Below are 25,667 nucleotides of genomic sequence, written 5' to 3'. Positions count from 1 at the left end.
GTGCCAGCTCATAACCCGTGGACGGACGGGGACAAGGCGTGAGTGAAGAGTTCGGGGATACCTTCGGGGACGAAGAGGAGCAGTCCCCGGCCGGCGGGCACAGCCACGCTGAGCCCGAACCGGAGCTGGTGTACTCCAGCGCCGTGGAGTTCTTCGCCGAGCTCCTGTCCCAGTCCTATGTCCGGGAAGTCAACGAGGGCGCAGCGTTCGCGTGGTGCCCGGAGTGGTATAAACACCCCGAAGCCCTCATCCGGATGGAGAGCATCTGGCGCGCATGGGAACACCTCCGCCTGGAACCGGCCCACGGACTCAGCACCTGGTGGCTAACCACGCAGACCCCCACATGCGCGTCCTCATGGACAAAGAAGGCCCGTTCAAGAAATGCGCCTACGACGGCCACAAGCCCCCACGCGCACCCGGCCTCGCAGCGCTCCCGCACACGGAACCCGAGGCCGGTATCTTCGGTTCAGGACCAGCGTCGGTTTCGCTGGCCCACTGATCCTCTGGAGTGGCCGAGTCGGTCGGTTACTTCGTGGCCATCAGCGGGTCGGTGGCTTGGGGTTCTGTATTCGCTCAGGTCTCAGGCTCTTCTTTTTGGTGCTGCTGTTCCTGGGCATCGGCGTGATGCTGTGGCTCGCTGTCGCTCAGCTGCCACGGGGGACCCCGCAGTACGTGCGGGGTCCCCCGCGGCAGCAGGGTCACCGGGCGCTGGCGGCAGGTTCGTCCTCGAGGTCCTTCGGTGCCGTGAGATCCATTTCGAGCAGCGGCACCAGTTTGGACTTAGTCATGAAGCGGTGAGCCAGCCACAGGACGATGAAGACCGGCAACCCGATATAGGAGGAAAGCACCTCCATGCCCCTTCCGGCGAGCACGGCCTCGTAGTTCTGTCCCGCGATCACCAGGACCAGCAAGGCAAAGGCCAGCAGTGGGCCGATGGGGAACAGGGACGCCTTGTACGGCAGGTCGCTGACCTTGTTTCCCTGCGCCAGGAAGCCGCGCCTGAAACGGTAGTGGGAGACCGCGATTCCCGCCCAGACGATAAAGCCGCACAGGCCAGAAATGTTCAGCAGCCAGGAGTAGGCAGCGCCCTGACCGACGATCGCGGCGAGGAACCCGAAGAGTCCCACGGCCGCGGTCGCCAGCAACGCCGGGATCGGCACGCCACGCGCATTAGTGCGGCCGAAGATCTTCGGGGCCATGCCGTCATGGGCCATGGCGTAAAGCATCCGGGTCGAGGCATACAGTCCGGAGTTGCCCGCGGACAGGATGGCGGTCAGGATCACCGCGTTCATCAATGCGGCGGCGAAGGCGATCCCGGCGCGCGAGAAGACCAGGGTGAATGGCGATACTGCAATATCGGCTTCGCCGGAGGTCAGCAGGCTCGGATCGTTGAACGGGATCAGGCAGCCGATGATGAAGATGGCACCAATGTAGAAGAGCATGATGCGCCAGAAGACAGTGCGGATAGCCTTCGGCACTTCACGACGCGGGTTCTTGGCTTCGCCTGCGGCCACGCCCACCAGCTCGGTGCCTTGGAAGGAGAACCCGGCAATCATGAAGACCGAGATGATCGAGACCCAACCCCCGTGGAACACCTCATCGCGGTTTTCCCAGTTGCTCAGTCCCGGGGAGTTATCCCCGAGGATGCCGAAGATCATCAGCACGCCGGCGATCAGGAAAACTACCACTGCGCTGACCTTGATTAAGGAGAGCCAGAACTCCGATTCACCGAAGGACTTGGCCGAGAGGGCGTTGAGCCCGGTTAAAACCACCAGAAAGATCCCGGCCCACACCCAGCCGGGGACCCCCGGGAACCAGAAATCCATAATGATTCCGGCCGCAACCAACTCGGCGGCCACCGTGATGGCCCAGTTGAACCAATAGTTCCAGCCGATCGCGAACCCAAAGGACGGGGAGACAAAACGGGTAGCAAAGGACTGGAAGGAACCGGCGACCGGAATTTTGGCTGACATTTCGCCCAGCGACTGCATCAACAGGAATACCATCAGCCCGACCAGCGCATAAGCAGCCAGCGCACCGCCGGGACCCGCCTGGGAAATGGTGCCGCCCGAGGCCACGAACAGCCCGGTACCGATCGCACCGCCAATGGCGATCATCTGCAGGTGGCGGCTGCTTAGCCCGCGCTTGAGTTCGTTGCCGGTTTCGCCGGAGGCGCGTCCGGCCCCTGTCGCCAGGGATGCATCGGAGTTGATATCTGCGACAGTTCCGCTCATTGGCGGATCAACTGTTTGGGTGGGGGAGCTGAGTCCCATGGTGCCTCCGGGAGGGTAGCAGCGAATGAGTTTGGCTTTCCGGCGGGTCGGCCGGGAACGACGGTGACCAAGCTAACACACGCAAAGAAAGAGCCCTTTGGGACGCGAATGTTGCATGAGAAAGCGGGCAAAGTCTTACGAATAGGCCTGAAGTCCGAGCCCTAAGCATAAGAGTTGCTAATTTACTTGCCCTGAATGGGTAAGCGGCTCTGGCGATCTGCTACGGCACGCGGCAGCGCAAACTTGATCCGGGCTTTGGAACTGACACGGTTACCGTTGGCACGGCGTCGTGACTGCAGGCGGCTGGACGGAACTCCTCGGCGGCGCGGTGGCAATGCGGGCCGGACAGTGTTGCCGGCCGCCGACGGCCTGCCGAATATCCAGATTGAGAAAACCACCGGGTTCTCTGCCCCGACAGTCCTGAAATGGCGCAAGCAGTATCTCCTCAGGGTGTCGAAGGGCTGCGTGATGCGCCGCGTCCGGGCGCGCGAGCCGGAGATCGATGAGCTGGCGCTCATTGCCGAGACCCTGCCCAACGACGGGAAACCGCCGGCAGAGCTGGGATCTCGCACTGGTCCGCGCGCATCATGGCCGAGCGGTTCGGGATCTTCCTTTCCTCGTGGCCCGGATCTGGCGCAGGTGGAACATCCAGCCGCACGGCCTCGAGACGTTCAAGTTCTCAACCGATCCCAGCTGGAGGCCAAGCTCCGTGACGTGGTCGGCCTCCACATGTCACCGCCGGAGAACGCGGTCGCGGTCAGGATCGACGAGAAGAGCCATATCCCGGCCCTGGATCGCACCCATGCGGACCGGCCGCTGTCCCCGGACCATGCGTCCCGGCAGACCCACGATTACAAACGTAACGGGACCATGGCCCTGTCGCGGCCGTGTCACAGGCAAATTCTGTAAGCACATCTGCTGATCGGGCCCAGTGGTAGGAGCTGAGCCTGGGAAGAATGCATCAGGGGTGCAAATCGTTTTCAGATGCGCTGACTCAAGGATGACCGGGGCATTGAACACCAAGACCCGCAAGAGGCATAAGCCGGAAGAGGGCGCTCTAAGCAAAAGAGTTTCTTATGCTTAGTCGAAAAACCGGTGAAGCCCTCTTATCCTTTGCTACGTTCTTCGGGAACCCATCAACGGAAGGAACGAGTATGTCTGTAATCGCAAACCCCGAAGTGACAACCACCCGGGCAGACGACCTCAAGGCGCTCCCGGCCTGGCAGGCTCTAAAGACAGCCGTCATTGGACTGCAGCAGGTTCAAGCGCAGGACGGCTCCGTTCCGGAACCTGCTCATCACGATCAGGCCCGCCTGAATGTCAGTACCATTACCGGCTCAATCGAAGACCTGCGTCTCCACCTTCCCCACGACATCGAATACCTTGGACTACTCGTCCAGGACTTCAACCGTTGGGAGTCTGAGTGCTTCGGTGTTCCGGACTTCCTGAACTCCCTGGTTGCTTTCCATCCCGAGCAGTGGCGCATCGATGGGCTGCCGCACCTGGTTGTGTTCCCCATGTACACGCAGAACGGCAGCACCAACCGACACTTTGAGGCCGTCCTCATCGAGGTTATTTGGCCTTCCTTCGTCGCTGAACTGGAGGCAGGAAGCTACTCCAACAAGCTGTTCGTCCCCATCAGCTTCGCCGATTTCACGCCTGGTTATGACACGAACTCCGCAGTACTCTTCCCCGAGAGCGTAGCGGTCCGGAGCACCCCCTCGTTCACTTGGGGAGCCATCTTCGCGGACCGCGAAGCCGCCCGCTTCCGCCGCGTCTTAAAAGCTGCAGCCGACATCACTTCCCTGGACCTGCCGACTGATGCCGCGGAACTGCTCGAGGACCAACACCTCACGGAGAAGACCTTCGTGATGTGGGACCTCATCCACGACCGGACCCACATGCGCGGTGACCTGCCCTTTGACCCGTTCATGATCAAGCAGCGGATGCCGTATTTCCTGTATTCTCTCGAGGAGCTTCGCTGTGACCTGACCGCCTTCCGCGAATCAGTCACCATCGAGAAGGACGAGAACGCTTCCGAGGACGCGCGCAAGCACGCCAAACTGGTCCAGTACGCCGTGATCTTTGACCGGATCTTCCGCTTCGCCATTACCGGGAACCGGGTCCGTAACTACGACGCCGTGGGCGGCCAGTTGCTGTTCGCCTGGATGCACCAGCACCGGGTCCTGCACTGGACCGACGGAAAGTTGAGCATCGACTGGAAGGACGTCGCGGGCGTGGTCGTCGAGCTGGGTATCCGCATCGAGGAACTTTACTGGCGGTCGATCGACCGGCCGAAGACCGCACACTGGCTGGCGGCGTATGAGCTCGTCTCGGAAACCCTTACCCCCAACCCGTCCTCGGTCTGGGCCAAGGGACTGGACGCCCTTCCGCTCGACGGTCCTCCTCGGGGACTGACGGACCAGGTCCTTGGTGACGAATTTCCCTTGTCAATGTTCTACGAGGCACTGGAGAAGAAGATGCGCTCTGTCATTGAGTCAACTGCCGGGATCACCGGTAAGAGCCCGGTGAAGACTGAGGGCGAGGCGGGCGCATGAGCCGGGTCCTCTCAGGGCGCACAGTCGTCGTCGCCGGTTCGACCAGCGCTGCCGGCGTTGCAGTGGTCCGTACCCTCTCGGATGCAGGGGCACGGGTGGCCGCGGTGGACATTCTTGAGGACCGAGTGCAGGAGCTCGCGGGCGCGTACGACAACGTCACAGGCTATGTCTGCAACCTCGCGGACCTGCAGGCCGTTGAGGATTTGGCCGATTCTGTCCGGAATGATCTGGGTCCCGTGGACGGCCTCGTCCATCTTGTAGGAGGGTGGCGCGGCGGTACCGGCATTCAGGGGCAGACGGATGAAGACTGGGACTTCCTGCACACCAGTGTCCTCACCACTCTGAGGAACACCAGCCGCGCGTTTTACGATGATTTGGCTGCCTCCCCTGCCGGACGCCTGGCCATCGTTTCCGCACAGTCCGCGTCCTCGCCGACAGCGGGCGGCGCCGCCTATGCGGCGGTCAAGTCCGCCGCCGAGGCATGGACTCTGGCCGTGGCCGACGGATTCCGGGAACTGCAGGGAGGAAAAGAAAGCCCTCTCCCCGCGCAGCACTCAGCCGCCCTGGTCTTCGTCGTCAAGGCTCTGGTCGATGACCGGATGCGCGCAGCCCAGCCGGAACGCAAATTCCCGGGATTCACCGACGTCAGTGTCCTTGCCGACGCCGTAGAGCGGATCTTTGACCTGGAGGCAGGACAGATCAACGGACAGCGCCTGCCCCTCACGACCGGCCACATGTTGGGTTCACCGGCATGAGCGTCGACGTCGATTTCGCAGCCGCCGTCCCGCAGCTCCTGGCGGGGCGCCTGCATGACCCGAACTACCGGGGCTTCGCCTCGGATAACTACGCCGGGGCTCATCCCGAAGTCATCGAAGCAGTTCAGGCAGCCAACGAAGGCCACGTCACCGCGTACGGCGAAGACGTCTACACCGAACGGCTTCAACAGGTCGTCCAGTCCCACTTCGGGACTGTTGCGACCGCATATCCCGTCTTCAATGGAACCGGGGCCAATGTCCTTGCCCTCCAAGCCCTGCTGCCGCGCTGGGGCGCCGTCATCTGCGCGGCGACTGCGCACATCAACACAGATGAGAACGGCGCACCGGAACGCATCGGCGGAATAAAACTCCTCCCGGTCCCAACCCCGGATGGCAAACTCACCCCGGAATTAATCGACGCCGAAGCCTGGGGATGGGGAGACGAGCATCGTGCCCAACCGCTGGTCGTATCGATCACCCAGACCACCGAACTCGGCACCTGCTACACGCCGGAAGAAATCCAGCGGATTGCTGAGCACGTCCATGCGAAAGGAATGAAACTCCACCTGGACGGAGCAAGGCTGGCCAACGCTGCAGCACACCTTGGGCTTCCTTTGCGGGCATTCACCACCGACGTCGGTGTCGACGTCCTGTCCTTCGGCGGCACCAAAAATGGGCTGCTGTTCGGCGAAGCCGTAGTCTGGCTCAACTCACAGTCCGACCCAGGCATGAACTACCTGCGCAAGATGAACATGCAGCTTGCCTCAAAGATGCGGTTTGTCTCTGCGCAACTGATTGCCCTGCTAACGGATGAGTTGTGGCTGCGGTCCGCCAGTCACGCCAACGACATGGCTCAACGTCTCAGCGCAGGGATTTCAGCTATTGACAGTGTCTCCCTGACGCAAGCCACACAGTCCAATGGCGTCTTTGCCGTCCTTCCACCCGGGGCTGGTGCGAAAGTCCGGGAAGCCTTCCGCTTTTATGACTGGGACCAGGCACGCGGTGAAGTCCGGTGGATGTGCTCCTGGGATACCACCGAAACCGATGTCCAATCCCTCGTGGCTGCCGTTGAAGCTGCCGTGGGCTCCCTAGCCTCAGCAAACGGCTGACCGCGGAGACGTACACCCACCTAACGCGGGTACTTTCCGGTCGTCGCAGTCTCAAATTGTCCCGCCCGCGCCCGCGGCATCGTCAGCGGAGGGACAGAGGATGATCTCTTCCACCGCGATATGTGGGGCTGAGCCAGTTCACCCCTGCTCATCCTGAGCCAAGACGGACCCGGGGCACCATTCTCCCCGGTCCATCTCGACCTCCAGATAGGAACTTCTTCATGACCACGAGGACCATAACCCCCACAAAAGTGACGGGCAGCAACCGCGTCAAGCGCGGCATGGCGGAGATGCTCAAGGGCGGCGTCATCATGGACGTCGTCAACGTCGAGCAGGCCCTCATCGCCGAAGACGCCGGTGCCGTGGCCGTGATGGCGCTGGAGCGGGTTCCCGCGGATATCCGCGCCCAGGGCGGTGTGTCCCGGATGTCCGATCCGGACATGATCGAGGCGATCATCGCGGCCGTCTCCGTGCCGGTCATGGCGAAGGCCCGGATCGGCCACTTTGTCGAAGCCCAGGTCCTGCAGTCGCTCGGCGTGGACTACATCGACGAGTCCGAGGTTCTCACCCCGGCCGACTACACCAACCACATCGACAAGTTGAACTTCACGGTTCCCTTCGTCTGCGGTGCCACCAACCTCGGTGAGGCCCTGCGCCGCATCAACGAGGGCGCGGCAATGATCCGCTCCAAGGGTGAAGCGGGCACCGGCGATGTCTCCAACGCGACCACCCACATGCGCCAGATCCGTGCCGAGATCAACAAGCTCTCCGGCATGGCCGAGGACGAGCTCTACGTCGCCGCCAAGGAACTGCAGGCACCGTACGAACTGGTCAAGGAAGTTGCCGCCACCGGCAAGCTCCCTGTTGTCCTGTTCACCGCCGGCGGCATCGCCACCCCGGCCGACGCCGCCATGATGATGCAGCTCGGCGCCGACGGCGTGTTCGTCGGCTCCGGAATCTTCAAGTCCGGCAACCCGGCCCAGCGCGGCGCCGCCGTCGTGAAGGCCACTACCTTCTTCGATGACCCGGAAGAGGTCGCGAAGGCCTCCCGCGGCCTGGGCGAGGCCATGGTCGGCATCAACGTCGACGAGATCCCGGCCCCGCACCGCCTCGCCGAGCGCGGCTGGTAACAGCCATGTGAAGACGAACAAGCCGGTGCACCGGTCCTGAGACCGGAAACCGGTTCTCACTGCCGGCAGGTGTCGTGGAACGCCCTGCCCAGAGGGCAGGGAGTGTGGCTCGCAGAACGGGCAGAATGTCGGCTCCGGTGGCCGGATAACTCAACTTCTACGTTGCCCTCGTCGACGACGTCATGCGGCGCGACCGCTACAAGGAAACCCATCGGGATCCTCGTCCAGGCCCAGTCCGTACTTGAGTTCGCGGTAGTCGTGCCCGGTCCGCCAGCTGATCTTCACCAAGCGCACGATCTCGGTAATCCGTGTGGTCCCGGGCAGGGTCGAGAGCCAGTAGCCGGGGGTTCGTCGCGTCCTGGGGCCACTCAGAGGAGCCATTTGAGGGGCACGGCTCCGGTGTCGTCCCGCGGCAGCTTGCGGTTCGCCGGCCGGACGCGCAGGGCGGCGAACCGGCCGGTCATGGCAGTGTCCACTTCGAGGGACGGACCTGGCTGGGATGACACCCTCGTCACCCCGGCCCACCTCTTCGTCACGACCGTCCGCCCGGTCGCCGGCCCGAGCGCCCCGGAGGAAGCCTGAGCTTCTACCGGTTCCTTGGCCGGACTCCAGACCGCGGTCATCCGGCTCCTCGGCCGCTGCACCTACTGCCATCGAGCCGGACCAACCCAGCCAAGTACTACCAGCTCGACCCAGTCGGTCGTCTTGCACCATCACCGGCGTACGCACGGTAGAGATCGAGGGCGTGCGCCGACTTGGGGAAATGCTTTCGTTCCGTCGAAGGAAAACTCACTCTGCTGATGCTTGTTGTACATTCTGTACATGGCAGCCCTTACCGATATTGACCGACGGCTCCTTTCGGCTCTCCGTGAGGATGGCCGGGCGTCGGTGGCGAGCCTCGCCCGTAAGCTCGGTGTCGCCAGGGCGACCGTGAACAGCCGGCTCGATCGTCTTCTCACTTCAGGAACCATCGTTGGCTTCACAGCCAGGATCCGCGACGAAGTGGACCCGCATGAAATCCGCGCCATCACCCTGATCGCAGTCGAAGGGAGATCTGCCAACATGGTGATCCAAGAGCTGAGGGGATTCCCCGAAATTCGGGCACTGCATACCACTAACGGCGGCTGGGACCTTGTAGCGGAGCTGGCCACCGAAAACCTCGGCGGGTTCGACAATGTGCTGGGCAGGATCCGTGCAGTCGACGGCATCGTCAACAGCGAGACCAGCCTGTTGCTCAGTTCCGTACTCAGATAGCGCTCCAAGGCTGCCGTTGCAATCGAAGGACCGGCGAAGTGCGCAGCTCCGCCTGGCATTCTGCGCACCTTTTTAGCCATTAGAGAGCTATTCGGTCATTGTGGGCGCATATCGACCCCGCATACCGTGAGGGCATTAGTTGTCTAGATGGAAAGAGTGACGCAAATGACGCGTTTCGTCGATGTTCACAACATGGTGCGATGGGCTGCCGGCCGGGGAGTGGAGACGATCATCTCGGAGATGATCGTCTACCTCGAGGATGATTTCCGCCGCTGGGCGTCTTTTGACAAGAGTCCCCGCGTGGCCAGCCACACGCCGTTCGGGGTCATTGAACTGATGCCCACGAGCGATCACGAGACCTATGGCTTCAAGTACGTCAATGGGCACCCGTCTAATCCGGCCCGTGGTTTCCAGACAGTGACGGCGTTCGGCGTGCTGGCGGACGTCCACAACGGATACCCCACCTTCCTGGCGGAGATGACCTTACTGACAGCCCTGCGTACTGCGGCGACCTCGGGTATGGTCGCGAAGCATCTTGCCCGTCACGGTTCTGTAAGCATGGCTATGATCGGAACCGGCAGCCAATCCGAGTTCCAGGCCTTGGCTTTCCGGGCGGCCCTCGGAATTACCGCGCTCAGGGTGTGGGACACTGATCCGGCCGCGACGCAGAAGTTTGTCCGCAACCTCGCACCGCTGGGGTTCGAGATCACGGTGGCGTCCTCGGCCGCCGACGCCGTGCAGGGAGCGGACGTGATCACGACCTGTACCGCGGACAAGGCCAACGCCACCATCCTGACGGCCGATCTCATTGTCCCAGGCGTCCACCTCAACGCCATCGGCGGGGACTGCCCCGGAAAAACCGAACTCGACGCGGTCATCCTAGAGCTGGGCGACGTTTTCGTGGAGTACACGCCCCAGACACGGATTGAAGGCGAAATCCAGCAAATGCCCGCCGACTTCGCCGTTACGGAATTCTGGCGAGTCTTGAGCGACGAGGCGCGGGGGCGCATCAGCTCCGAACAAATCACGATTTTTGACTCCGTGGGCTTCGCCATCGAGGATTTCGCTGCCCTGCGCTACGTCCGAGACGCCGTCGACGGTTCGGACTTCTTCGTAGACCTTGACCTCGTAGCCGACCCGGAAGACCCAAAGGACCTCTTCGGTCTCGTGGGCGCCTTGTCCCCGGTTGGATCCTAGGTCAGGCATGCCCCTCCTGGATCCTTCCGGGTCATCGACATCAGAATGCAGCGGGTCCGCCCGGCACCGAAACCTGGGTCGGCGGCACCTTGGGGCTCCGGGTGGGCTCCCGGACTCCGCCAGGTTCCATCTCCTAGCGGAGTCCGCATTGCGGTAGTTCCCGATGTGCAGTCCGTCCACGAGCGCGAACCGACACGTCAATTGGCATAGGGGTCAGTCACCCCGGTGTCGCTAATTGAATTCCAGAACATGAAGGCTTAGCCAGAGCACGAGTGTGTCCTCAGGCTGGTCAAGGTCGATGTTGAATAGTTCGCGCAACCGTTTGAGGCGGTACCGGAGCGTGTTTTGGTGCAAAGACAATGCAGCGGCTGTCCGGGCGGAGTCCCGGGAACAGTCAAGGTAGGTTCGCAGCGTTTTTGCGTACTCTGTTCCTGAGTCGGCGTCGTATTCCATGATTTTTTTGGCGGCTGCCGATGTGAGGTGGGGTGTTTTGCGGAAATGGGCGGCCAGTTCGAGCAGCGTCAGGCGGCTGCGGACGTCGCGCGCACTCGCATAGGTGATTGAGCTCAGGCCGGAAGCGAGCATGAGCAGGACCAGGTCGGCCTCGTGCCTTGACCGGCCGATGTCCGAGGCAGCATGGACAGCAGACCCGGCTGCTATTCGCAGGTTAACCGCAAGGGATACACGGGAGCGCTCAGTGAGCCGTCGCGCCAGGGCTTCGACGGGTCCAGACGAGGCGGGGTCGACGTCCGCGAAAAGGGCATAGATGGTGGTTCCCACCAGCACGCAGTGCGCCCCTCTGCGGTGGGTTTCGCATTGGGTGGTGACAAGGTCCAGGAGCCGGACCAGTGTCATCTCGGCCGCCTGCCCGATATCCGGTTGGAAAGCGATGACCGCGAACGGCCCGGCGTTCCGAAGTCCCAGCTGTTCCGCGATCAGTGTGGCGTCGTCGCCACCTTCCAGGAGCCGGCGGAGAAGCTCATCGCGCTGTTGGCGCGCCAGGTCGTGGGCACTGCGTGCCCGCAGCATATGAAGGGCTGCGATGTCTGCAGCTCGTTCCAACGCCTGTTCCGCGACTAGGTCCAGGTCACCGTTCGGGTCCACCACCCAGATCGAGCCGAGAGGCTCTTTGCCTGCACGGACTGCTATTGCCAGCCGGTCGAGGGCCGGACGGACCCCCTCGATGCGGACCGCGCCCTGGGAGCGGAAGACAGAGGCATACTGGCCCGCGTTCTCCGGAAGGTAGGGAACCTGGCGTCCCAGTATTCCTTGACGCCGGTCCTCATCGATTGGCTGGTGGGCGAGGGTCGAGTAGGCGAGCACCTGTTCCTGGAGATTCTCAATGGCCGTCGCGCCGCCAACCATGGCGGCGATAGCGTTGGCCAACGCGAATAGGTCGCCCACGCCCAGCGTGGAAAGTGAGTTTCCGGCTTCGGCTGAGGCAGTGAGCGCCGAGTCCAGGAGGGCATCCAACTGGCGCCACCCCATCTCATCGTCGACCACGAGGAGTGCGATACCTGATTGGTCGGCGGCGGCGATGATCTGCCCCACGTCCTGGGAATACTGCTTGATGACCAGTGCGCCAAAGCCTGCCGTGGCCGCGCTGCGGACAACGCCGGCTGTTGCTGGTTCTGCCGGGTGAAGTCCAATGCCCAGGAGGATCGCACCCGGCAACCCCTCCAGCCGAGTGTGGGGATCGTAAAGCGCAGGGCTGGTCAGGGAGAGCTCCGGCGGCGTGCCGTGGGAGCGGAGCGCCACTGCCGGGCTCGCCAGTACTCGCAGGAGTCCATGGAGAGCGATGCTGTCGGGGATGCCGGAAGAGGTTGCCACGAGGGATAAAACTAACCCCTCTTGTGGCGGAGCACAAGGCTCCGCACGAAACGTGGTGGTCTGCACCGAAGCGGGCGGCCCAAGGCCCAGCGGATAGTTGACGCATGTCACTTTCACTTGAAGCTGGACCGGTCGCCCGTCAGGCCGCGAAGGCCGCAACAGCAGCAGCAGCCAAGGCCGGGGTCCTGGTGGTGGATGAGCATGACCGCGACCGGCTCCGGGACGTCGAAGGGCTCCTTATCGCAATTTGGGGCATGTCCCCTCACGGAGCTCCTATACCGTTCGACCTGTTGCGGAGCATTTCGCATGCCGGGTGCAACATTTCCGCCGCCTACGATCCAGGAGGACAACTCTGCGGGGCCGCTGTGGGGATTGTGTCACCCGGCGGGAGCGCGACTTACTCGCTGATCGCCGGGGTCCTGCCCGGTACCGGCGACAAAGGCGTCGGCTTTGCCCTGAAACAGCACCAGCGGGCCTGGTCGCTGGCACGGGGCATCGAAGCGATGACGTGGACTTTCGACCCACTGGTCAGCAGGAACGCCCGTTTCAACCTAACCAAGCTCGGGGCCGTGGCGTCCGAATACGCACAAAATTTCTATGGCGAGATGCAGGACGAGATCAACGCCAATGACGAGAGCGACCGGCTGGTCGCTGTCTGGCCGCTGTCATCACCGCGAAGCGTCGATGCCAGCAAGGGCCTGGTTCAGGCCCTTGAAGTGAACGCTGCCGCCCTGGGAAACGTGCTGGAGTGCGGGCCGGATCAACAGCCGGTCCTCCTGGAAGTTGAAGGCACTCTTTGGTGCAGGGCACCCCGGGACATCGTCGCGATGAGGGCCGCGGCCCCGGAACAGGCCGGCCAGTGGCGCAGCGTGCTCCGCGGGATCCTGGAGCCCGCCCTGGCCTCGGGCTATATGGCCTCCGGCGTGACACGCAGCGGCTGGTACCGGCTGACTACAACCGACCAGGCATAACCCACCTCAAAGGAGCACCAATGCGTACCAATTTTCGTGCAGTCAAGGCCCGAACGGTCTTCGCCGCGGCAGGGCTGGTCCTCGCCTCAGGACTAACGGCGTGCGGGGCAGGATCAACGCCGGCCGCGGAGGTGAAAACCTTTTCCGCAGCCGATGTCGACCCCGCCGCCGCAGCCGCCCTCCCCGAGCGCTACAAGAACGCCGGGGTAATCAAAGTAGCCTCGGACATTCCGTATCCACCCATGGAGATGTTCGACGAAAATCAGCAGCTCACCGGCCTGGACTTCGATCTTGCCCAGGCCCTGGGTGCGAAGCTCGGGGTGAAGCTTGAGCTGCAGACCCAGGCGTTCGACAGCATCATCCCCTCACTGCAGTCGGGCAAGAACGACATCATCATGTCGGGGATGAATGACACCCCCGAGCGGCAGGAATCCCTGGATTTCGTCGACTACTTCCACGCAGGATTCTCCATCCTTGTCCCCGAGGGCAACCCGAAGAACATCACCACAGCCCTTGACCTATGCGACATGGACGTCGCAGTGCAGAAAGCAACTGTTCAGGCCGAGATTCTGCGCAGCTACGACCAGCCGTGCGCAGACAAGGGATCCAGCCTGATCCGCGTGTCGGAACTCCCGCTGGAGACGGACGTGCAGACTGCGGTCCGGTCAGGGAAGGCCGCCGCCGACGTCGTGGACTCGGCAGTGGCGGCGTATGCCGCCAAAACTGCAGGTGGCGGTGCGATCTTTGACCTCGTCAAAGATCCGGCAAACCCGGCCGGATACAACCCCGTCTACACCGGAATTGGTGTGCTGAAAAAGGATGCGGAGCTTTCCAAAGCCCTGCTGACAGCCCTCCAGGCGCTCATCGCCGACGGGACTTATGACACCATCCTGGCCAAGTACGACCTCTCCGATTACGCCGTCAAGGAAGCCGGACTGAACCTGGGGGGAACCAAACCATGAAACAGGGCACCACAATAGCGCCGTGGCGTAAAGGACCGGCTGCCGCGGACCCGCCCCCCACCGCCGTCGTCGGTTCAGATGACGTCGTGGCCGTTCCACTCCGACACCCGTGGCGCTGGGTAGGAGCCGCACTGCTGGGCATCAGCTTCGCAGCACTGGCATCTTCGCTGTGGGCCAACCCCAACATCGACCACCGCACGATCAGCAGCTACCTTTTTCACCCGCGGATCCTCAGCGGCGTAGGCCTCACACTCATTCTGACTGTGGTCTCCATGGTGGTATCCACCATCTTCGGCGTACTGCTGGCAGTCATGCGGCTCTCCAAGAACCCCGTCATGAATGCCTTCGCCTGGTTCTACGTCTGGGTCTTCCGGGGTACACCGCTGCTGATCCAGGTCGTTTTCTGGGGCTATCTGGGACTGCTCTATGCGCAGATCTCCCTCGGCGTTCCCTTTACCGACTTCACCGTATTTTCCGTCGACACCAACACGCTGGTTCCGGCGTTCACCGCCGGGCTTCTGGCCATGACTTTAAACCAAGCCGCATACTCGGCCGAGATCATTCGTGGCGGCATGCTCTCCGTCGACACCGGGCAGCACGAAGCCGCATCGTCCCTGGGCATGTCCCCGGCCTTCACCCTCTTCAGGGTGGTGCTCCCGCAAGCCATGCGGGTAATCATCCCCCCGATGGGCAACGAGACGATCTCGATGCTGAAAAACACTTCGTTGCTCTCCGTCATCGCGGTGCTGGAGCTTTACACCGTAGCCACCCAGATCTCCTCCCAGAACCTTCGACAGGTGGAACTGCTTGTAGTGGTCAGCTGCTGGTACCTCTTCCTGACCTCGGTGCTATCCGTTCCCCAGTACTACCTGGAACGCCACTACGGCAGGGGCAACGCCCGCCAGCAGACTCTCACCCCCCTGGACAGGATCAGGGCAGCGCTGCGCAGAACCCCGATCCACACCGTACCGAAAGGACACCAGCCATGACCGAGGCACTGGCCTTCCCCCCGCAGCAAGAACGCCCCGCGCCCACCCGGCCGCTCTTGGTCGCTACGAACGTCCGTAAGCACTACGGCGGAGTCGAAGTACTCAAAGGCATCTCACTGACAGTCAATGCAGGCGAAGTCATGTGCCTCCTCGGACCCTCCGGCTCCGGCAAGTCCACCTTCCTGCGCTGCATCAACCACCTGGAACGGATCGACGGCGGCAGGATCTCCGTGGGAGGCGAACTGGTCGGCTACGCACAGCGCCAGGACCGGATCTTCGAAATGAACCCCCGGGAAGTGGCGAAGCAACGCAGCGGCATCGGAATGGTATTCCAGCGCTTCAACCTCTTCCCCCACATGACCGCCCTGGAAAACATCTGGGCAGCTCCGGTAGGGGTCAAGAAAGTACCCAAGCAACAAGCCCTCAAGCGGGGAATGGAGCTACTGGACCGTGTCGGCCTCGCACAGCTGGCAAAGGCCTATCCCGCGCAACTCTCCGGCGGGCAACAGCAGCGGGTAGCCATCGCCCGGGCCCTTGCGATGGATCCGCAGCTCCTCCTGTTCGATGAGCCCACCAGCGCCCTCGATCCGGAACTGGTCGGCGACGTCCTGGACGTCATGCGCACCCTGGCCGCCGAAGGGATGACCATGATTGTCGTCACCCACGAGATCGGCTTCGCCCGCGGCGCCGGGGACAGCGTGGTCTTCATGGACGGCGGCGTGGTGGTGGAATCCGGCGCCCCCGCCGACGTGCTGGACAACCCGCAAAACCCGCGGACCATCGCCTTCCTCGAAAGCGTCATGTAAGCATCCGGCCCTTACCTCACGAACCCGGCGCACCAAAGCGTTCCACAATCCACGAACAGTGAGCCCCTCAATGAAAATTTCCCGCGCCACCATCACCCTCATCGATGTTCCCTTGCTGGAACCCTTTGTGGTCTCCTATGCCACCTATGACTCAATGCCTAGCATCATACTTACCCTTGAAACCGACGACGGAACGATCGGCTACGGCGAAAGTGTTCCGGACGGACACATCACCGGAGAGAGACTCCCCGGGGAGTCGTCGAGGCACTCAAGGCCGAACTCATCCCGGCGATCCTGGGACTGGACCCGCGGGATATCACGGCAGTCCACCAGCAGCTCAACCGTGCACTCAAGGGCTGCGGGGCCGCGAAAGCGGCCGTGGACATCGCCTGCTGGGACCTGACCGGAAAAGCAGCTGGACGGCCCATCTACGCGCTGCTGGGCGGACGTCGGCCCGAGCAGCCAACCATCGCGAAGGTCATGAGCATCCTTCCGCCAGGGGTCCTGGCCGAACAAGCCCGTCAGGCCCGAAGCCAGGGCTACCGCCACCTCAAGATGAAACTTGGTGGCGACGACGGCCTGGATACTGAACGGGTACGCGCGGTCCGGTCAGCGATCAACGACGACCTCGCCATCCGCGTGGACGCCAACCAGGGCTGGGGGGATCCAGCCACTGCACGGGCAATGATCCGCGCCCTGGAGGCCTACCGGATCGACTGGATAGAGCAGCCGATCCGGGCAGATGACATCGACGGTTTCCGGCTTCTCCGCCAGGACACCAGCGCTTGCCTCATGGCGGATGAGTCCGTAGTCGACGCCGGTGACCTGGCACAATTCGTCCGCGACCGCTCCGTGGATATGGTCAACCTCAAACTCATGAAAAGCGGCGGCATCACCCCGTGCCACCGCCTCGCCACCCAGGCCGAACTCGGCGGCCTAAAGGTCCAGATCGGTTCCATGCTGGAAACCAGCATCGCCTCCGCCGCCGGATTCCATCTTGCCCTCAGCCACCCCAACATTGTCTCCACCGAGCTCTCCGGCCCGATGAAGTTCACCAAGGAACCCGGGAACCTCCAATACGTCCTGCCGGAAGTCCAGATCACCGAGGAACCGGGCCTGGGCATCGAAGTTGACAGGGACGTTCTTACGGAACTGACGGTGAGCGAATGCGAAATCAGCCGATGACCCGGAACGAGACGCGGCGGCGCCGTCTTCACGAAATATGGACGCACCTGCACAACCACCCTGAACCGAGCATGCAGGAGTACGAAACTTCGGACTATCTAGCCGACTTGCTGGGAGCTGCAGGCCTAAAGATCGAAAAGTTCGAGTCCTTTCCCGGCTTCACTGCCGACATTGGACAAGGCGATCCCCGGATCGGGCTGCGGGCAGACATGGACGCACTGCTGCAGGAAGCAGCGGGAAAAACAACGGCGGTCCACTCGTGTGGGCACGACGCGAACATGGCCGTGGTCGCCACGGTGATGCTGGAACTGGCTGAACACGCGGACCAGCTGAAAGGCGCAGTGCGGGCCATCTTCCAGCCAGCCGAAGAACTGGGCAACGGGGCGGACCTGGTGGCGGCCCTCGGCGTCACAGACGGCCTGGAGTACCTGTTCGGGGTTCACCTGCGCCCGCAAAGTGAGCTTCCGGCACCCTGCCTGGCGCCGTCGATATCCCACGGCGCCTGCCTCTTTGCCTATGGCTCGATCACGGGAGAAGACCATCACGGGGCCAGGCCACACCTCGGAGCAAACGCTGTAGAGGTCGCATTCGAAATTTCGGAAGGGCTGCGGCGCCTCAAGGTCGATCCGCAAATTCCCAGCTCCGCCAAGATGACCCTGCTTCAGGCCGGCGGAGGAAACCTCAATGTCATTCCGGGAATTGGAACCTTCGGTATAGACCTTCGAGCCCAAACCAACGAAACCATGGAGACACTCCACACCGGCCTCGTCAACCTCTGCACATCGGTGGCAGCTTCCACCGGCTCGGAAATCAACCTCGACTTCCGGGATGCCGTGCCCGCGGCAATCATTGGAACCAAAGCCGAAGATGCCCTCGCTTCTGCTATCACCACGACACTAGGCGGCGATCACCTGAAGCCCGGAATCGTGACGTCAGGATCGGATGACTTCCATTTCTACACCCAACGGAACCCGGCCCTCCAAGCCGCCATGCTCGCCGTCGGCGCAAACGTCCAGCCCGGGCTGCACCACCCGGCCATGAGCTTCGAGGCCGCAGCTTTGGAACGCGCCGTTCGCGTCCTCATTGAGGCCTGCCACCTCGTCGCGGAACCTCCGGCTGCTTAGCGGCTGTGCCAGTGGCTAGAGCCCTGGGCCCTTACGCCGACGGCCCCGAGCCCGCTGTCCCTCTAAGACGGCGTCGCTGGCGGAGATCGCTGTCGCAGAGGGGCTTCACGGAGTCCTGGTTACACACGTCGCACCAGGCCGTTCCACCGTTTCGGTCAGCGCGGCTGTGCCATACGGCCTCACTAGAGAGGTACATGCATGGTGGCTCTGGCCGGAATTTGACCCCTGCTAGCTTGAGAATTGAAAACGCCCGCAGTGGCAAACGCAGTCAGCTGTTCAATCCCTCCCGCAGAGTGGTCCGCACGGCGACTCGTCCCGGGAATTCACCGTGACTCGGCGTTGGAACTCTACCGTGCCGTCGGGGGAGTGCTGTTGTGGCTCAGGCAGCCCTGTTAGCCATTACTCGCGAAGACGCAGCAACGTCCGGGGCGAGGATGCTCAGCCTGGCCCAGCTGCAGAGTACGGCTCCGCCGGCCATCACCAGGCGTTCGCCGAATCTCTGGCAGGCACCGCCGGCGAAGAACGCGTCCAGGGAAGACTCGCAATAGCACTGAGTGAAGGGACCCACCCCAGCACCGCACTCGCTGCGGGCAAAGCACCGGCCAAGGCACGGAAGACTACTTCCGGAGCAGCGCTGGGGGCGCGGAAATCCAGGAGCGGGCCCAGCCGCTAAGGGCCGCAGATTTTACAGCGGATTCTTTCGCAGGTACTGGCCAAGGCCGGGTATGGCGAATGCGACTTTGCCGTGGCCGGTGGACTCGATGAGTCCTGCCGCCAACAGCCGGGTGCGGTACTTGGCGACGAGCGTCGGTCGGGAGCCGGTCCGCTGGACGATGTCGCCGACGGTTGAGGGTCCCTCGTCCACTGCCATGGCGCGCAAGAACTCCAGGTCTTTCGCCGACGCCGTGGCGAGAGCGGCTTCAATCACCACGCGTTCGTTCCGGCGTATGGCTGCTGCTATTGCCCGGTCGACCGTGGCGGATGAGAGGGAACCGTCATGGTTTTCGGCTTCCCTCCACAGGAAGTAGCCGACCAGCTGAATGAGGAAGGGGTACCCGCCGGTGGCGGCGGCTGCCTGGTGTATCAGCTCCGGCGCGATGGTGATCCCGGCGGTGCCGAATGTCTCCGTGAACGATTTTTCGACATCGCGTATCGCAGCGGCATGCAGGTCTGTCTTGTCAGCACGGCGAAGGAATGTCGCGACGCCCTCGTTCAGGAGGTCCGACACCGCAGAGGGAAGGCCTGCGAAGATCAGTGAGATCGGCAGGCGGTCCTGAATGAAATGTTGGACGTTCGCGGCCAACTGGGACAGTTCTGCCCGGTCGGCGGCATGGATCTCATCCACGGTGATCAGGAGTCCAGTTTTTCGATCGTCCAACAGCCTGAGTAGGTTCTCCCCAAGTTCCCGCCAATCGACTTGTCGTTCTGGGGAAAGTTGGGAAGTGACGCCAAACCCCGCAACGGTGACCCCCGTTACACGTCGTCGGGGGTCCGGCCCGTCACCGAGCTCTTCGGCCAGCCGACGCATCTTCTCACCGATCCGGCCCATAAAGGCTCCCGTGGCGGTCTCTGAAACCACTGCCCACCCGTGTTCCCTGGCCAGATCATGGGCGGCACCGAGCATGACGGTCTTGCCGATCCCGTGCGCGCCGGTGAAGATGGACAGCAGGCCGGGGGCGCCGGAGCCCAGTTGAAGGCCGTACTCGAACTCGTCGAGCAACCCCGCCCGGCCTATGACCTCGGGCGGGGTTGCTCCGGCAGTTGGGCGGAACGGATTTTCCACGGAAATCATGAAGCCACCCTAACAGGTGAATTAGGGTGAATTTGGTGAACTTAGACCGAAGGGTAAATTGGGTGAACTCCGGTCCCTGATCCTGTGACGGTCGGATCTGTGGAGCCGGCCTTCGGCAAAGACCCAACAAGGAGTCCGTGTCCAAATGTCTGAGGCCGCTCGGCCTGATTGGCCCCTTTTGAATCAGTTCCCCCAATATGGAGGCATCCGGATCCTGGACTCGAGGCCGAGCACCACGGAAGAGGTTATCGCCTCGTCGTAGAAGGCGGTGGCCCTGACGACGGCGGCGTCGGCCGGGGTGGCGATGCCGCCGGCGATGAACAGCAACACGGGGAGCTTGCCGGTGGAGGCCACTTCCTTGCCCAGGTCGTACGGTGCCTGCAGTTCCTTGGCCGCGACGTAGAGCTCGTCCTCGGGCAGGGCGGCGAGCTTGAGTAGCTCGGCCTTGAGTAGCTCGGCGCGGATCTGGCGCATGTGCGTGGTGGCGTTGGAGGCGTCACCGGTGCCGGCTTCGCCCTTGGAACGGAAACGATCGTCCATCGCGACACGAGGTGAAGCCGTTCACTGCCGATAGGCGGTTTTCGCGCACCCGCGCTTCCGAGAAAGGAAACTACGCCTCGACGAGAATAACCAAGGTCTCGGGCAGCACGCCGTCATACGCCATCGCCTCGGCACCTGCCTCGGATTGCATCAGGGCCATGACGGCATCCATGTCGGGAACGTCCATCAGCACCGCCACTTGCGTCGGGTTCTGTGGGTTGACGAACGTCCGGATGTTGGTGACGCCGAGGGGTCCGAAGATCTCTTCGCGTTTCGGTGAGACAAGCCAATGATCCTTGTCCTTCACATCGTGGTGGCCGATCACGGTTGGCATAGCGCGTCCTCTCGAAGGGGGGCCAGCGGTCCGCAGGCCCGCTGCGCAGAACGCTACTGGTCGTTCCGCACCCAGGGAAGGCTTTCGTGGCCGCATCTCCCTTGGTCTGCGGGCGGCCCGCAAGGGGTTCCCTTACGGGACACACTGTGCGGCGACCGGCACTCAGGTGCGGACAATGTCCGGGAGCCCGCAGAGCACCAAGACTCTCTCGGATCCGGCTCTGCTGGTTCGACGTATGAAGGCTCGCCAGTTAGCCCATAAATTGGCTAAGCTCCGATCAAATAGCGGTTGATCGAAGTCGCATTATGCCCAGCCAACCCTTGGTGCATGCTGGGAAAAGTGCGGAGATGGCAAATCCGTGCGCTAAGTGATCTCCGCGCATGCTGGTGCCGGCTGAGCGGTTACTACTTGGGTATTCGGATCGTGCTCTAGGGCCGACCTTCCGGCCACGATCACTGTAGCCCGCTCCCATGGCCGGTCTTCAAGTAGGAAGGGAATTTCTTGTTCTTCCCACTCCCTGTGCAGGTCTTCTTCTTCCTGACCATCTCGTGCCAGGAGGCGACGTCGGGCTTCAATGTTGTCGCATTGCACCCAGATCGAAGCGTCGATTAGGTCGGAGAGCGCTTGGCGTGATGATCCGCTCCCTTCCACCCACACCACGGAACGCCCGGCGGGTAGAGCTATGGCACCTGGACGTTCTCGGGCCACCCAACCCGGCGGACGGTAATGGATTGCCTCGCCTTGGAGCAGGGGTTCGAGGACACCGTCACGGAGTTCATCGGCCCAGTCAAAAAACGATAGATGCCACGCTACATCGTCCGTGTGAACGACATCTGAGTCCGGCACTCGAGCTAGTAGACGATCGACCAGGGTGGTCTTGCCTGCCCCGCTCCTTCCATCTACCGCTACAATCCAGGGGCGGTTCGGACGTTGTCCTGCTGCCGGCAGCAGCCGCCGCACCACGCCCTCCAGTGACTCGGCTTGCCAGAGCCCCGCATCGGTTTCGCCGACTTCCGGGTTCATATCCATGATTACCTCGACTTCGATTATCGGTCCCGTCCAAAGCTGCCTGGTATGGAGTCTCGAGAGTTTCCGTGTTTAGCGCAAGCTCTTTTCGGGGCTAAGGATAGCTCGGGCCAAGAAACCATAAAGTGGCTTTGGTCTGTGCTTGGGCAATTGTCCAGACAGGGTCTGGACAATTTGGGCTGGAGCGTCAGAGCTGCCAACTACGCCGCTTTCAGGCATCAGATTCCCCGGCTGGCGAGAGTGGGCCCTCTGAACGAGCGGGACGCGGAGTCAGTCCCCCGCGCCCCAGCAAATCCGGTGGATTGGCCCCTGCTGTCTGGCGAAAGGGTTCTCCGTGAACGCTCCTGTGAATGTCTATGAATCTTGTGAATTCTGTGAATTTCGCACTACGGTGCTTGGTGCATCAACGGCTGGCAGACCGGGCCAGGCAGGCCATGATCTCGGGCTTGAAAAGCGCTTTGCTCTAGGTTTGTAAGCGGCGGCGCAAGCAAGCTGGTCGATAGGAGTGACCTGGCCGCCGAATCCCGCCTATGGTGTTCGTCCAAGACCCCGGCTTGCGCTTTAATTTCGGCCGCAGGAACACCACATTCTGTTGCGACGTGGAACCGAACCAAGCCTAGAAGTCCGGAAAATGCGGTCCACTGGCAAAAGAAGATTGCGTAACCTTCCAGCCGATGGTGACACCGGTCGGTGAACCTGAGATGGAGTTTCGATGCAGCCGAGCAGGTGCCGCAAAGGTCAGTTGCGGAGCGAACAAACGCGGGCTAGAGGAACCTGTCCAGCAGGCTTGCCTCAGCCATGCGGCTCAGTCCTTCGCGGACCGTTCGGGCACGCTGGTCGCCAATGCCGTCCACGGTCATGAGGTCATCGATTGTGGCCGCCATCAGGAACTGCAGTCCGCCGAAGTGGTCCACCAGGCGGTCAGCGACGGCCTTCGGCACGGCCTTGAGCCCGGACAGCAAACGGTAGCCGCGCGGCTGGACGACCGCGTCGAGGTTGGCCTCTCCGCCGGCAAAACCGACGATGCCCGCGATCTTGCTCAGGTCGATCAGCTCCGTGGGGCCGAGGCTGACCAGGGCCTTGACGGCCTTGTCGATGACTTCGGGGGAGGTGTCCGGGCCGGAGTAGTCGCGGATGATGACATCGCTACCGGGACCTCGGCCCACCGTCAGTTCGTCCAGCTGCAGCGAAAGCAGGCGCCCGTCCTCGCCCAGTTCCAGCACATACTGCGAGATCTCCTCGGAAATGCGGCGCACCATTTCCTGGCGCTGCAGGGTGACCGCAACGTCGCGGACCGTCACCATCGCCTCGATCTCGAGCGCTGAAAGCGAGCTGGTTACCTGGTCCAGGCGTGAGCGGTACCGTTCCAGGGTGGCCAGGGCCTGGTTGGCGCGGGCCAGGACCTTCTCCGAACCTTCCAGCACGTGCCGCAGCCCGTTCACGTAGAGCGCGATGATCTGCATGGACTGGCTCACCGAGATGACCGGCACGCCGGTCTGGATGGCCACGCGTTCGGCGGTGCGGTGACGTGTGCCTGATTCCTGGGTTTCGATGCTGGAGTCCGGCACCAGCTGCACGGCCGCGCGCAGGATATTGCTGGCGTCCTTGTCGCAAATGATGGCGCCGTCCATCTTGGCCAGTTCCCGGAGCCGCGTCGGGGAAAAATCGATGCCGATGTCGAAGCCGCCGGAACAGATGGACTCGATGGTCCGGTCGATGCCGAGCACGATCAGCGCGCCGGGTCCGTCCACGGAGGATGCGTTCCAAGCCGTCGCGGAGGGCCGTGCCCGGTGCCACCCTGCCCAGAGTCGCCTTGAGTGAATCTTCAGGGCTCCGAGCCATCAATTTCCCTTCAAAGGTGCAGGCCACCGCCCGCAGGTAAGCCGGTTTCCAGTGTTTCCCGGCAGGATCAAAAGTACTCGGTTCCCCGCTCTCATCATGATAGAGGTAAACATGGGGCCCAACCGCACAGGCAAGCCTTAAAGTGGCCCATTCGAGACCCGCACGCCGGGCCCCGGAATGGGTCCTGGTGCCCGCCTTCCGGGACCGCACTTTGGCCCCGCCGCGGACCCGCTTCACGTCAGCTCGGCGGCCTGCGATAAACTGGAAGCCGTGGGTGTACCGCGGGCTCTCCGCGCACTTCCCCTCCTCAACACCGCAGCGAAAGTAGCACCGTGTCCCAAGACGTCCTTAGCCCCGCCCGAGTCCAGGAGATTCACAAGCAGGCGGCCCGGCGTCGGACTTTCGCGGTGATCTCGCACCCCGACGCCGGAAAGTCCACGCTGACCGAGGCGCTCGCACTGCACGCCAAAGTCATCGGCACGGCCGGGGCGTCCAGCGGCAAGGCCAACCGCAAGGAAACGGTCTCGGACTGGATGCAGATGGAAAAGGACCGCGGCATTTCGATCAGCTCGGCGGCCTTGCAGTTCGCGTACCGGGACACCGTGATCAACCTGCTGGACACTCCCGGCCACGCGGACTTCTCCGAGGATACCTACCGCGTGCTCGCGGCCGTGGACTGCGCCGTGATGCTCGTGGACGCCGCCAAGGGCCTGGAAACCCAGACCATGAAGCTGTTCGAGGTCTGCAAGCAGCGCAACCTCCCCATCATCACGGTGATCAACAAGTGGGACCGGCCCGGCCTGGACGCGCTGGCCCTCATGGACGAGATCACCGAACGCACCGGGCTCCTGCCCATGCCGTTGACCTGGGCCGTGGGCATTTCGGGTGACTTCCGGGGTGTGTGGGACCTCCGCAACGACCGCTTCGCCAAGTTCCAGCGGAACAACGCCGGCGCCAGCATCGCCCTCACCGAGTACTTCACCCCGGAAGAGGCAGCTGCCAGCCAGGGCGACGACTGGTCCAACGCAGTGGACGAGGCCGGGCTCGTCATCGAATCCAACCTCGAGTTCGACGTCGGAGCGTTCCACGCCGGCAAGGCCACGCCGATCCTGTTCAGCTCGGCCGCGCTGAACTTCGGCGTGAAGGAAATCCTCGATGCCCTCGTGGACTTCGCGCCGCCCGCGGCGCCCCGTCCCGACGTCGACGGCGCGGCCCGTCCGGTCGATGCCCCGTTCGCCGGCTTCGTCTTCAAGGTCCAGGCCGGCATGAACAAGGCCCACCGCGACCACGTCGCCTTCATCCGGATCTGCTCCGGGATCTTCGAACGCGGCATGGTGGTGACCCAGGGGCGGACCGGGAAGTCCTTCGCCACCAAGTATGCCCAGCAGGTGTTCGGCCGCGAACGCGAGGTCATCGATGAGGCCTTCCCCGGCGACGTCGTGGGCCTGGTGAACGCCTCGTCGCTGCGGGTCGGTGACAGCCTGTTCCTGGAGCAGCCCGTGGAGTTCCCCGCCATCCCCTTGTTCGCGCCGGAGCACTTCCAGGTGGCGCGGTCCAAGGACCCCAGCCGCTTCAAGCAGTTCCGCCGCGGCATCGAACAGCTTGAGCACGAAGGCGTCATCCAGGTCCTCCGTTCCGACATCCGCGGAGACCAGGCCCCGGTGCTGGCCGCCGTGGGACCCATGCAGTTCGAAGTGGTTGAAGACCGCATGGCCCATGATTTCAGTGCGCCCATGCGGCTGGAGCGGCTGCCCTATTCCATCGCCCGGATCTCGACGGCGGACGCCATGCCGGCGCTGGCCAACGTGCCCGGCGCCGAGGTGCTGCTGCGCTCCGACGGCGAGTACCTCGCCCTGTTCAACGATGTCTGGGCGCTGCGCCGGATCGAGAAGAACCATCCGGACCTGACCCTGGTGCCGATCGGCACGCACAACCCCGCAAAATAGCGGCTGCCGCCGGCCCCTGACCTCCGCCGGCCGCAGACCTCGGC

Annotated in this window: 21 protein-coding genes and 4 pseudogenes; 16 read left to right on the top strand and 9 right to left on the bottom strand. The window is 63.0% G+C overall.

From position 1 onward, the window contains the following. Positions 1 to 8 precede the first annotated feature (8 nt). Positions 9 to 236 carry a hypothetical protein gene (locus QFZ69_RS23420; protein ID WP_373461946.1) on the bottom strand — a complete coding sequence of 76 codons (228 nt, stop codon included), beginning with the start codon at positions 234 to 236 and terminating at the stop codon, positions 9 to 11. Here QFZ69_RS23420 and QFZ69_RS23415 point away from each other — a divergent pair. Next, positions 129 to 499, top strand: a pseudogene (locus QFZ69_RS23415) (DUF4913 domain-containing protein). The gene QFZ69_RS23420 and the pseudogene QFZ69_RS23415 sit on opposite strands and share 108 nt — an antisense overlap. 199 nt (positions 500 to 698) lie before the next feature. Here the strand turns inward: QFZ69_RS23415 and QFZ69_RS19990 are convergent. Beyond that, entirely contained in the window at positions 699 to 2,234 is a 1,536-nt protein-coding gene (locus QFZ69_RS19990) for an amino acid permease (RefSeq protein ID WP_306913880.1), read from the bottom strand. Positions 2,235 to 2,621: 387 nt separating this feature from the next. Here QFZ69_RS19990 and QFZ69_RS19985 point away from each other — a divergent pair, with 387 nt between their 5' ends. The 5 genes from QFZ69_RS19985 (at position 2,622) to pdxS (ending at position 7,825) form a co-directional block, all read left to right on the top strand. Beyond that, positions 2,622 to 3,182 (top strand): hypothetical protein, encoded by a 561-nt coding sequence (locus tag QFZ69_RS19985; protein WP_307000370.1) that lies wholly within the window; start codon positions 2,622 to 2,624, stop codon positions 3,180 to 3,182. A 245-nt stretch (positions 3,183 to 3,427) separates the two neighbouring features. Continuing rightward, positions 3,428 to 4,831 carry a DUF6421 family protein gene (locus QFZ69_RS19980; protein ID WP_307000368.1) on the top strand — a complete coding sequence of 468 codons (1,404 nt, stop codon included), beginning with the start codon at positions 3,428 to 3,430 and terminating at the stop codon, positions 4,829 to 4,831. Continuing rightward, positions 4,828 to 5,586: an SDR family NAD(P)-dependent oxidoreductase gene (locus QFZ69_RS19975; RefSeq protein WP_306913874.1), complete on the top strand. Its 759-nt coding sequence runs from the start codon at positions 4,828 to 4,830 to the stop codon at positions 5,584 to 5,586. Before QFZ69_RS19980 ends, QFZ69_RS19975 begins: the two co-directional genes overlap by 4 nt. After that, positions 5,583 to 6,695, top strand: coding sequence for a low specificity L-threonine aldolase (locus QFZ69_RS19970; protein ID WP_306913873.1), 1,113 nt, complete (start codon positions 5,583 to 5,585; stop codon positions 6,693 to 6,695). The genes QFZ69_RS19975 and QFZ69_RS19970 overlap by 4 nt, the downstream gene beginning before the upstream one ends. A gap of 221 nt (positions 6,696 to 6,916) precedes the next feature. Beyond that, the gene (gene pdxS / locus QFZ69_RS19965; protein ID WP_306913871.1) at positions 6,917 to 7,825 is read left to right on the top strand and encodes a pyridoxal 5'-phosphate synthase lyase subunit PdxS; all 909 of its coding nucleotides are present in this window, start codon (positions 6,917 to 6,919) and stop codon (positions 7,823 to 7,825) included. A gap of 180 nt (positions 7,826 to 8,005) precedes the next feature. Here the strand turns inward: pdxS and QFZ69_RS19960 are convergent, their stop codons facing one another. After that, a complete protein-coding gene (locus QFZ69_RS19960) occupies positions 8,006 to 8,206 on the bottom strand; it encodes a hypothetical protein (protein WP_307000366.1) in 201 nt (66 codons plus the stop codon). Then, on the bottom strand, positions 8,194 to 8,448 hold the full coding sequence (locus tag QFZ69_RS19955) for a hypothetical protein (RefSeq protein WP_307000363.1): 255 nt from the start codon (positions 8,446 to 8,448) through the stop codon (positions 8,194 to 8,196). Before QFZ69_RS19955 ends, QFZ69_RS19960 begins: the two co-directional genes overlap by 13 nt. Positions 8,449 to 8,647: 199 nt before the next feature. Between QFZ69_RS19955 and QFZ69_RS19950 the strand changes: the two genes are divergently transcribed. Both QFZ69_RS19950 and QFZ69_RS19945 read left to right on the top strand, forming a co-directional pair. Further along, positions 8,648 to 9,079, top strand: coding sequence for an Lrp/AsnC family transcriptional regulator (locus QFZ69_RS19950; protein WP_306913867.1), 432 nt, complete (start codon positions 8,648 to 8,650; stop codon positions 9,077 to 9,079). Positions 9,080 to 9,244: 165 nt separating this feature from the next. Then, the gene (locus QFZ69_RS19945) at positions 9,245 to 10,276 is read left to right on the top strand and encodes an ornithine cyclodeaminase (RefSeq protein ID WP_306913865.1); all 1,032 of its coding nucleotides are present in this window, start codon (positions 9,245 to 9,247) and stop codon (positions 10,274 to 10,276) included. 231 nt (positions 10,277 to 10,507) lie between these two features. Here QFZ69_RS19945 and QFZ69_RS19940 read toward each other — a convergent pair whose 3' ends face one another. Continuing rightward, complete coding sequence (locus tag QFZ69_RS19940) at positions 10,508 to 12,106, bottom strand: CdaR family transcriptional regulator (protein ID WP_306913863.1); 1,599 nt, start codon at positions 12,104 to 12,106, stop codon at positions 10,508 to 10,510. A 104-nt stretch (positions 12,107 to 12,210) separates the two neighbouring features. Here QFZ69_RS19940 and QFZ69_RS19935 point away from each other — a divergent pair, with 104 nt between their 5' ends. From QFZ69_RS19935 to QFZ69_RS19905, 7 genes and pseudogenes are all read left to right on the top strand, one after another. Beyond that, entirely contained in the window at positions 12,211 to 13,077 is an 867-nt protein-coding gene (locus QFZ69_RS19935) for a hypothetical protein (RefSeq protein WP_306913861.1), read from the top strand. Between the two features lie 20 nt (positions 13,078 to 13,097). Beyond that, complete coding sequence (locus QFZ69_RS19930; protein ID WP_306913859.1) at positions 13,098 to 14,039, top strand: ABC transporter substrate-binding protein; 942 nt, start codon at positions 13,098 to 13,100, stop codon at positions 14,037 to 14,039. Then, on the top strand, positions 14,036 to 15,028 hold the full coding sequence (locus QFZ69_RS19925) for an amino acid ABC transporter permease (protein WP_306913857.1): 993 nt from the start codon (positions 14,036 to 14,038) through the stop codon (positions 15,026 to 15,028). Before QFZ69_RS19930 ends, QFZ69_RS19925 begins: the two co-directional genes overlap by 4 nt. Next, a complete protein-coding gene (locus tag QFZ69_RS19920) occupies positions 15,025 to 15,834 on the top strand; it encodes an amino acid ABC transporter ATP-binding protein (protein ID WP_306913856.1) in 810 nt (269 codons plus the stop codon). Before QFZ69_RS19925 ends, QFZ69_RS19920 begins: the two co-directional genes overlap by 4 nt. A gap of 258 nt (positions 15,835 to 16,092) precedes the next feature. Continuing rightward, positions 16,093 to 16,266: pseudogene (locus tag QFZ69_RS19915) on the top strand (bifunctional D-altronate/D-mannonate dehydratase); the annotation flags it as partial. Positions 16,267 to 16,314: 48 nt separating this feature from the next. Further along, complete coding sequence (locus QFZ69_RS19910; RefSeq protein ID WP_307000490.1) at positions 16,315 to 17,019, top strand: mandelate racemase/muconate lactonizing enzyme family protein; 705 nt, start codon at positions 16,315 to 16,317, stop codon at positions 17,017 to 17,019. Further along, positions 17,001 to 18,143: an amidohydrolase gene (locus tag QFZ69_RS19905; RefSeq protein WP_306913852.1), complete on the top strand. Its 1,143-nt coding sequence runs from the start codon at positions 17,001 to 17,003 to the stop codon at positions 18,141 to 18,143. The genes QFZ69_RS19910 and QFZ69_RS19905 overlap by 19 nt, the downstream gene beginning before the upstream one ends. Before the next feature lie 685 nt (positions 18,144 to 18,828). Here the strand turns inward: QFZ69_RS19905 and QFZ69_RS19900 are convergent. The 4 genes and pseudogenes from QFZ69_RS19900 to disA all read right to left on the bottom strand — a co-directional run bounded on the left by QFZ69_RS19900 (position 18,829) and on the right by disA (position 23,677). Then, positions 18,829 to 19,935: an ATP-binding protein gene (locus QFZ69_RS19900; RefSeq protein WP_306913850.1), complete on the bottom strand. Its 1,107-nt coding sequence runs from the start codon at positions 19,933 to 19,935 to the stop codon at positions 18,829 to 18,831. A 276-nt stretch (positions 19,936 to 20,211) separates the two neighbouring features. Then, positions 20,212 to 20,460 (bottom strand): annotated as a pseudogene (locus QFZ69_RS19895) (pyridoxal 5'-phosphate synthase lyase subunit PdxS); the annotation flags it as partial. 85 nt (positions 20,461 to 20,545) lie between these two features. Continuing rightward, positions 20,546 to 20,809, bottom strand: coding sequence for a hypothetical protein (locus tag QFZ69_RS19890; RefSeq protein WP_306913848.1), 264 nt, complete (start codon positions 20,807 to 20,809; stop codon positions 20,546 to 20,548). Positions 20,810 to 22,599: 1,790 nt separating this feature from the next. After that, positions 22,600 to 23,677: pseudogene (gene disA / locus QFZ69_RS19885) on the bottom strand (DNA integrity scanning diadenylate cyclase DisA). Positions 23,678 to 24,009: 332 nt separating this feature from the next. Here disA and QFZ69_RS19880 point away from each other — a divergent pair. Next, on the top strand, positions 24,010 to 25,623 hold the full coding sequence (locus tag QFZ69_RS19880; RefSeq protein WP_306913844.1) for a peptide chain release factor 3: 1,614 nt from the start codon (positions 24,010 to 24,012) through the stop codon (positions 25,621 to 25,623). Positions 25,624 to 25,667: the final 44 nt, after the last annotated feature.

The sequence above is a fragment of the Arthrobacter sp. V1I7 genome (assembly GCF_030817015.1).
Classification (GTDB): domain Bacteria; phylum Actinomycetota; class Actinomycetes; order Actinomycetales; family Micrococcaceae; genus Arthrobacter.
The sequence above is the reverse complement of the archived record's forward strand: the minus strand, read 5'-3'. Positions and strand labels throughout refer to the sequence as shown.

Bases quoted from the DNA above. Each gene is read 5' to 3' on its own strand.
- QFZ69_RS19970 (WP_306913873.1), top strand. From the start codon at position 5,583: ATGAGCGTCGACGTCGATTTCGCAGCCGCCGTCCCGCAGCTCCTGGCG.
- QFZ69_RS19945 (WP_306913865.1), top strand. From the start codon at position 9,245: ATGACGCGTTTCGTCGATGTTCACAACATGGTGCGATGGGCTGCCGGC.
- QFZ69_RS19960 (WP_307000366.1), bottom strand. From the start codon at position 8,206: ATGGCTCCTCTGAGTGGCCCCAGGACGCGACGAACCCCCGGCTACTGG.
- QFZ69_RS19925 (WP_306913857.1), top strand. From the start codon at position 14,036: ATGAAACAGGGCACCACAATAGCGCCGTGGCGTAAAGGACCGGCTGCC.
- QFZ69_RS19910 (WP_307000490.1), top strand. From the start codon at position 16,315: ATGAGCATCCTTCCGCCAGGGGTCCTGGCCGAACAAGCCCGTCAGGCC.
- QFZ69_RS19890 (WP_306913848.1), bottom strand. From the start codon at position 20,809: ATGCCAACCGTGATCGGCCACCACGATGTGAAGGACAAGGATCATTGG.
- QFZ69_RS19955 (WP_307000363.1), bottom strand. From the start codon at position 8,448: ATGACCGCGGTCTGGAGTCCGGCCAAGGAACCGGTAGAAGCTCAGGCT.
- pdxS (WP_306913871.1), top strand. From the start codon at position 6,917: ATGACCACGAGGACCATAACCCCCACAAAAGTGACGGGCAGCAACCGC.
- QFZ69_RS19920 (WP_306913856.1), top strand. From the start codon at position 15,025: ATGACCGAGGCACTGGCCTTCCCCCCGCAGCAAGAACGCCCCGCGCCC.
- QFZ69_RS19950 (WP_306913867.1), top strand. From the start codon at position 8,648: ATGGCAGCCCTTACCGATATTGACCGACGGCTCCTTTCGGCTCTCCGT.
- QFZ69_RS19975 (WP_306913874.1), top strand. From the start codon at position 4,828: ATGAGCCGGGTCCTCTCAGGGCGCACAGTCGTCGTCGCCGGTTCGACC.
- QFZ69_RS19980 (WP_307000368.1), top strand. From the start codon at position 3,428: ATGTCTGTAATCGCAAACCCCGAAGTGACAACCACCCGGGCAGACGAC.
- QFZ69_RS19905 (WP_306913852.1), top strand. From the start codon at position 17,001: ATGCGAAATCAGCCGATGACCCGGAACGAGACGCGGCGGCGCCGTCTT.
- QFZ69_RS19935 (WP_306913861.1), top strand. From the start codon at position 12,211: ATGTCACTTTCACTTGAAGCTGGACCGGTCGCCCGTCAGGCCGCGAAG.
- QFZ69_RS19900 (WP_306913850.1), bottom strand. From the start codon at position 19,935: ATGATTTCCGTGGAAAATCCGTTCCGCCCAACTGCCGGAGCAACCCCG.
- QFZ69_RS19930 (WP_306913859.1), top strand. From the start codon at position 13,098: ATGCGTACCAATTTTCGTGCAGTCAAGGCCCGAACGGTCTTCGCCGCG.
- QFZ69_RS19990 (WP_306913880.1), bottom strand. From the start codon at position 2,234: ATGAGCGGAACTGTCGCAGATATCAACTCCGATGCATCCCTGGCGACA.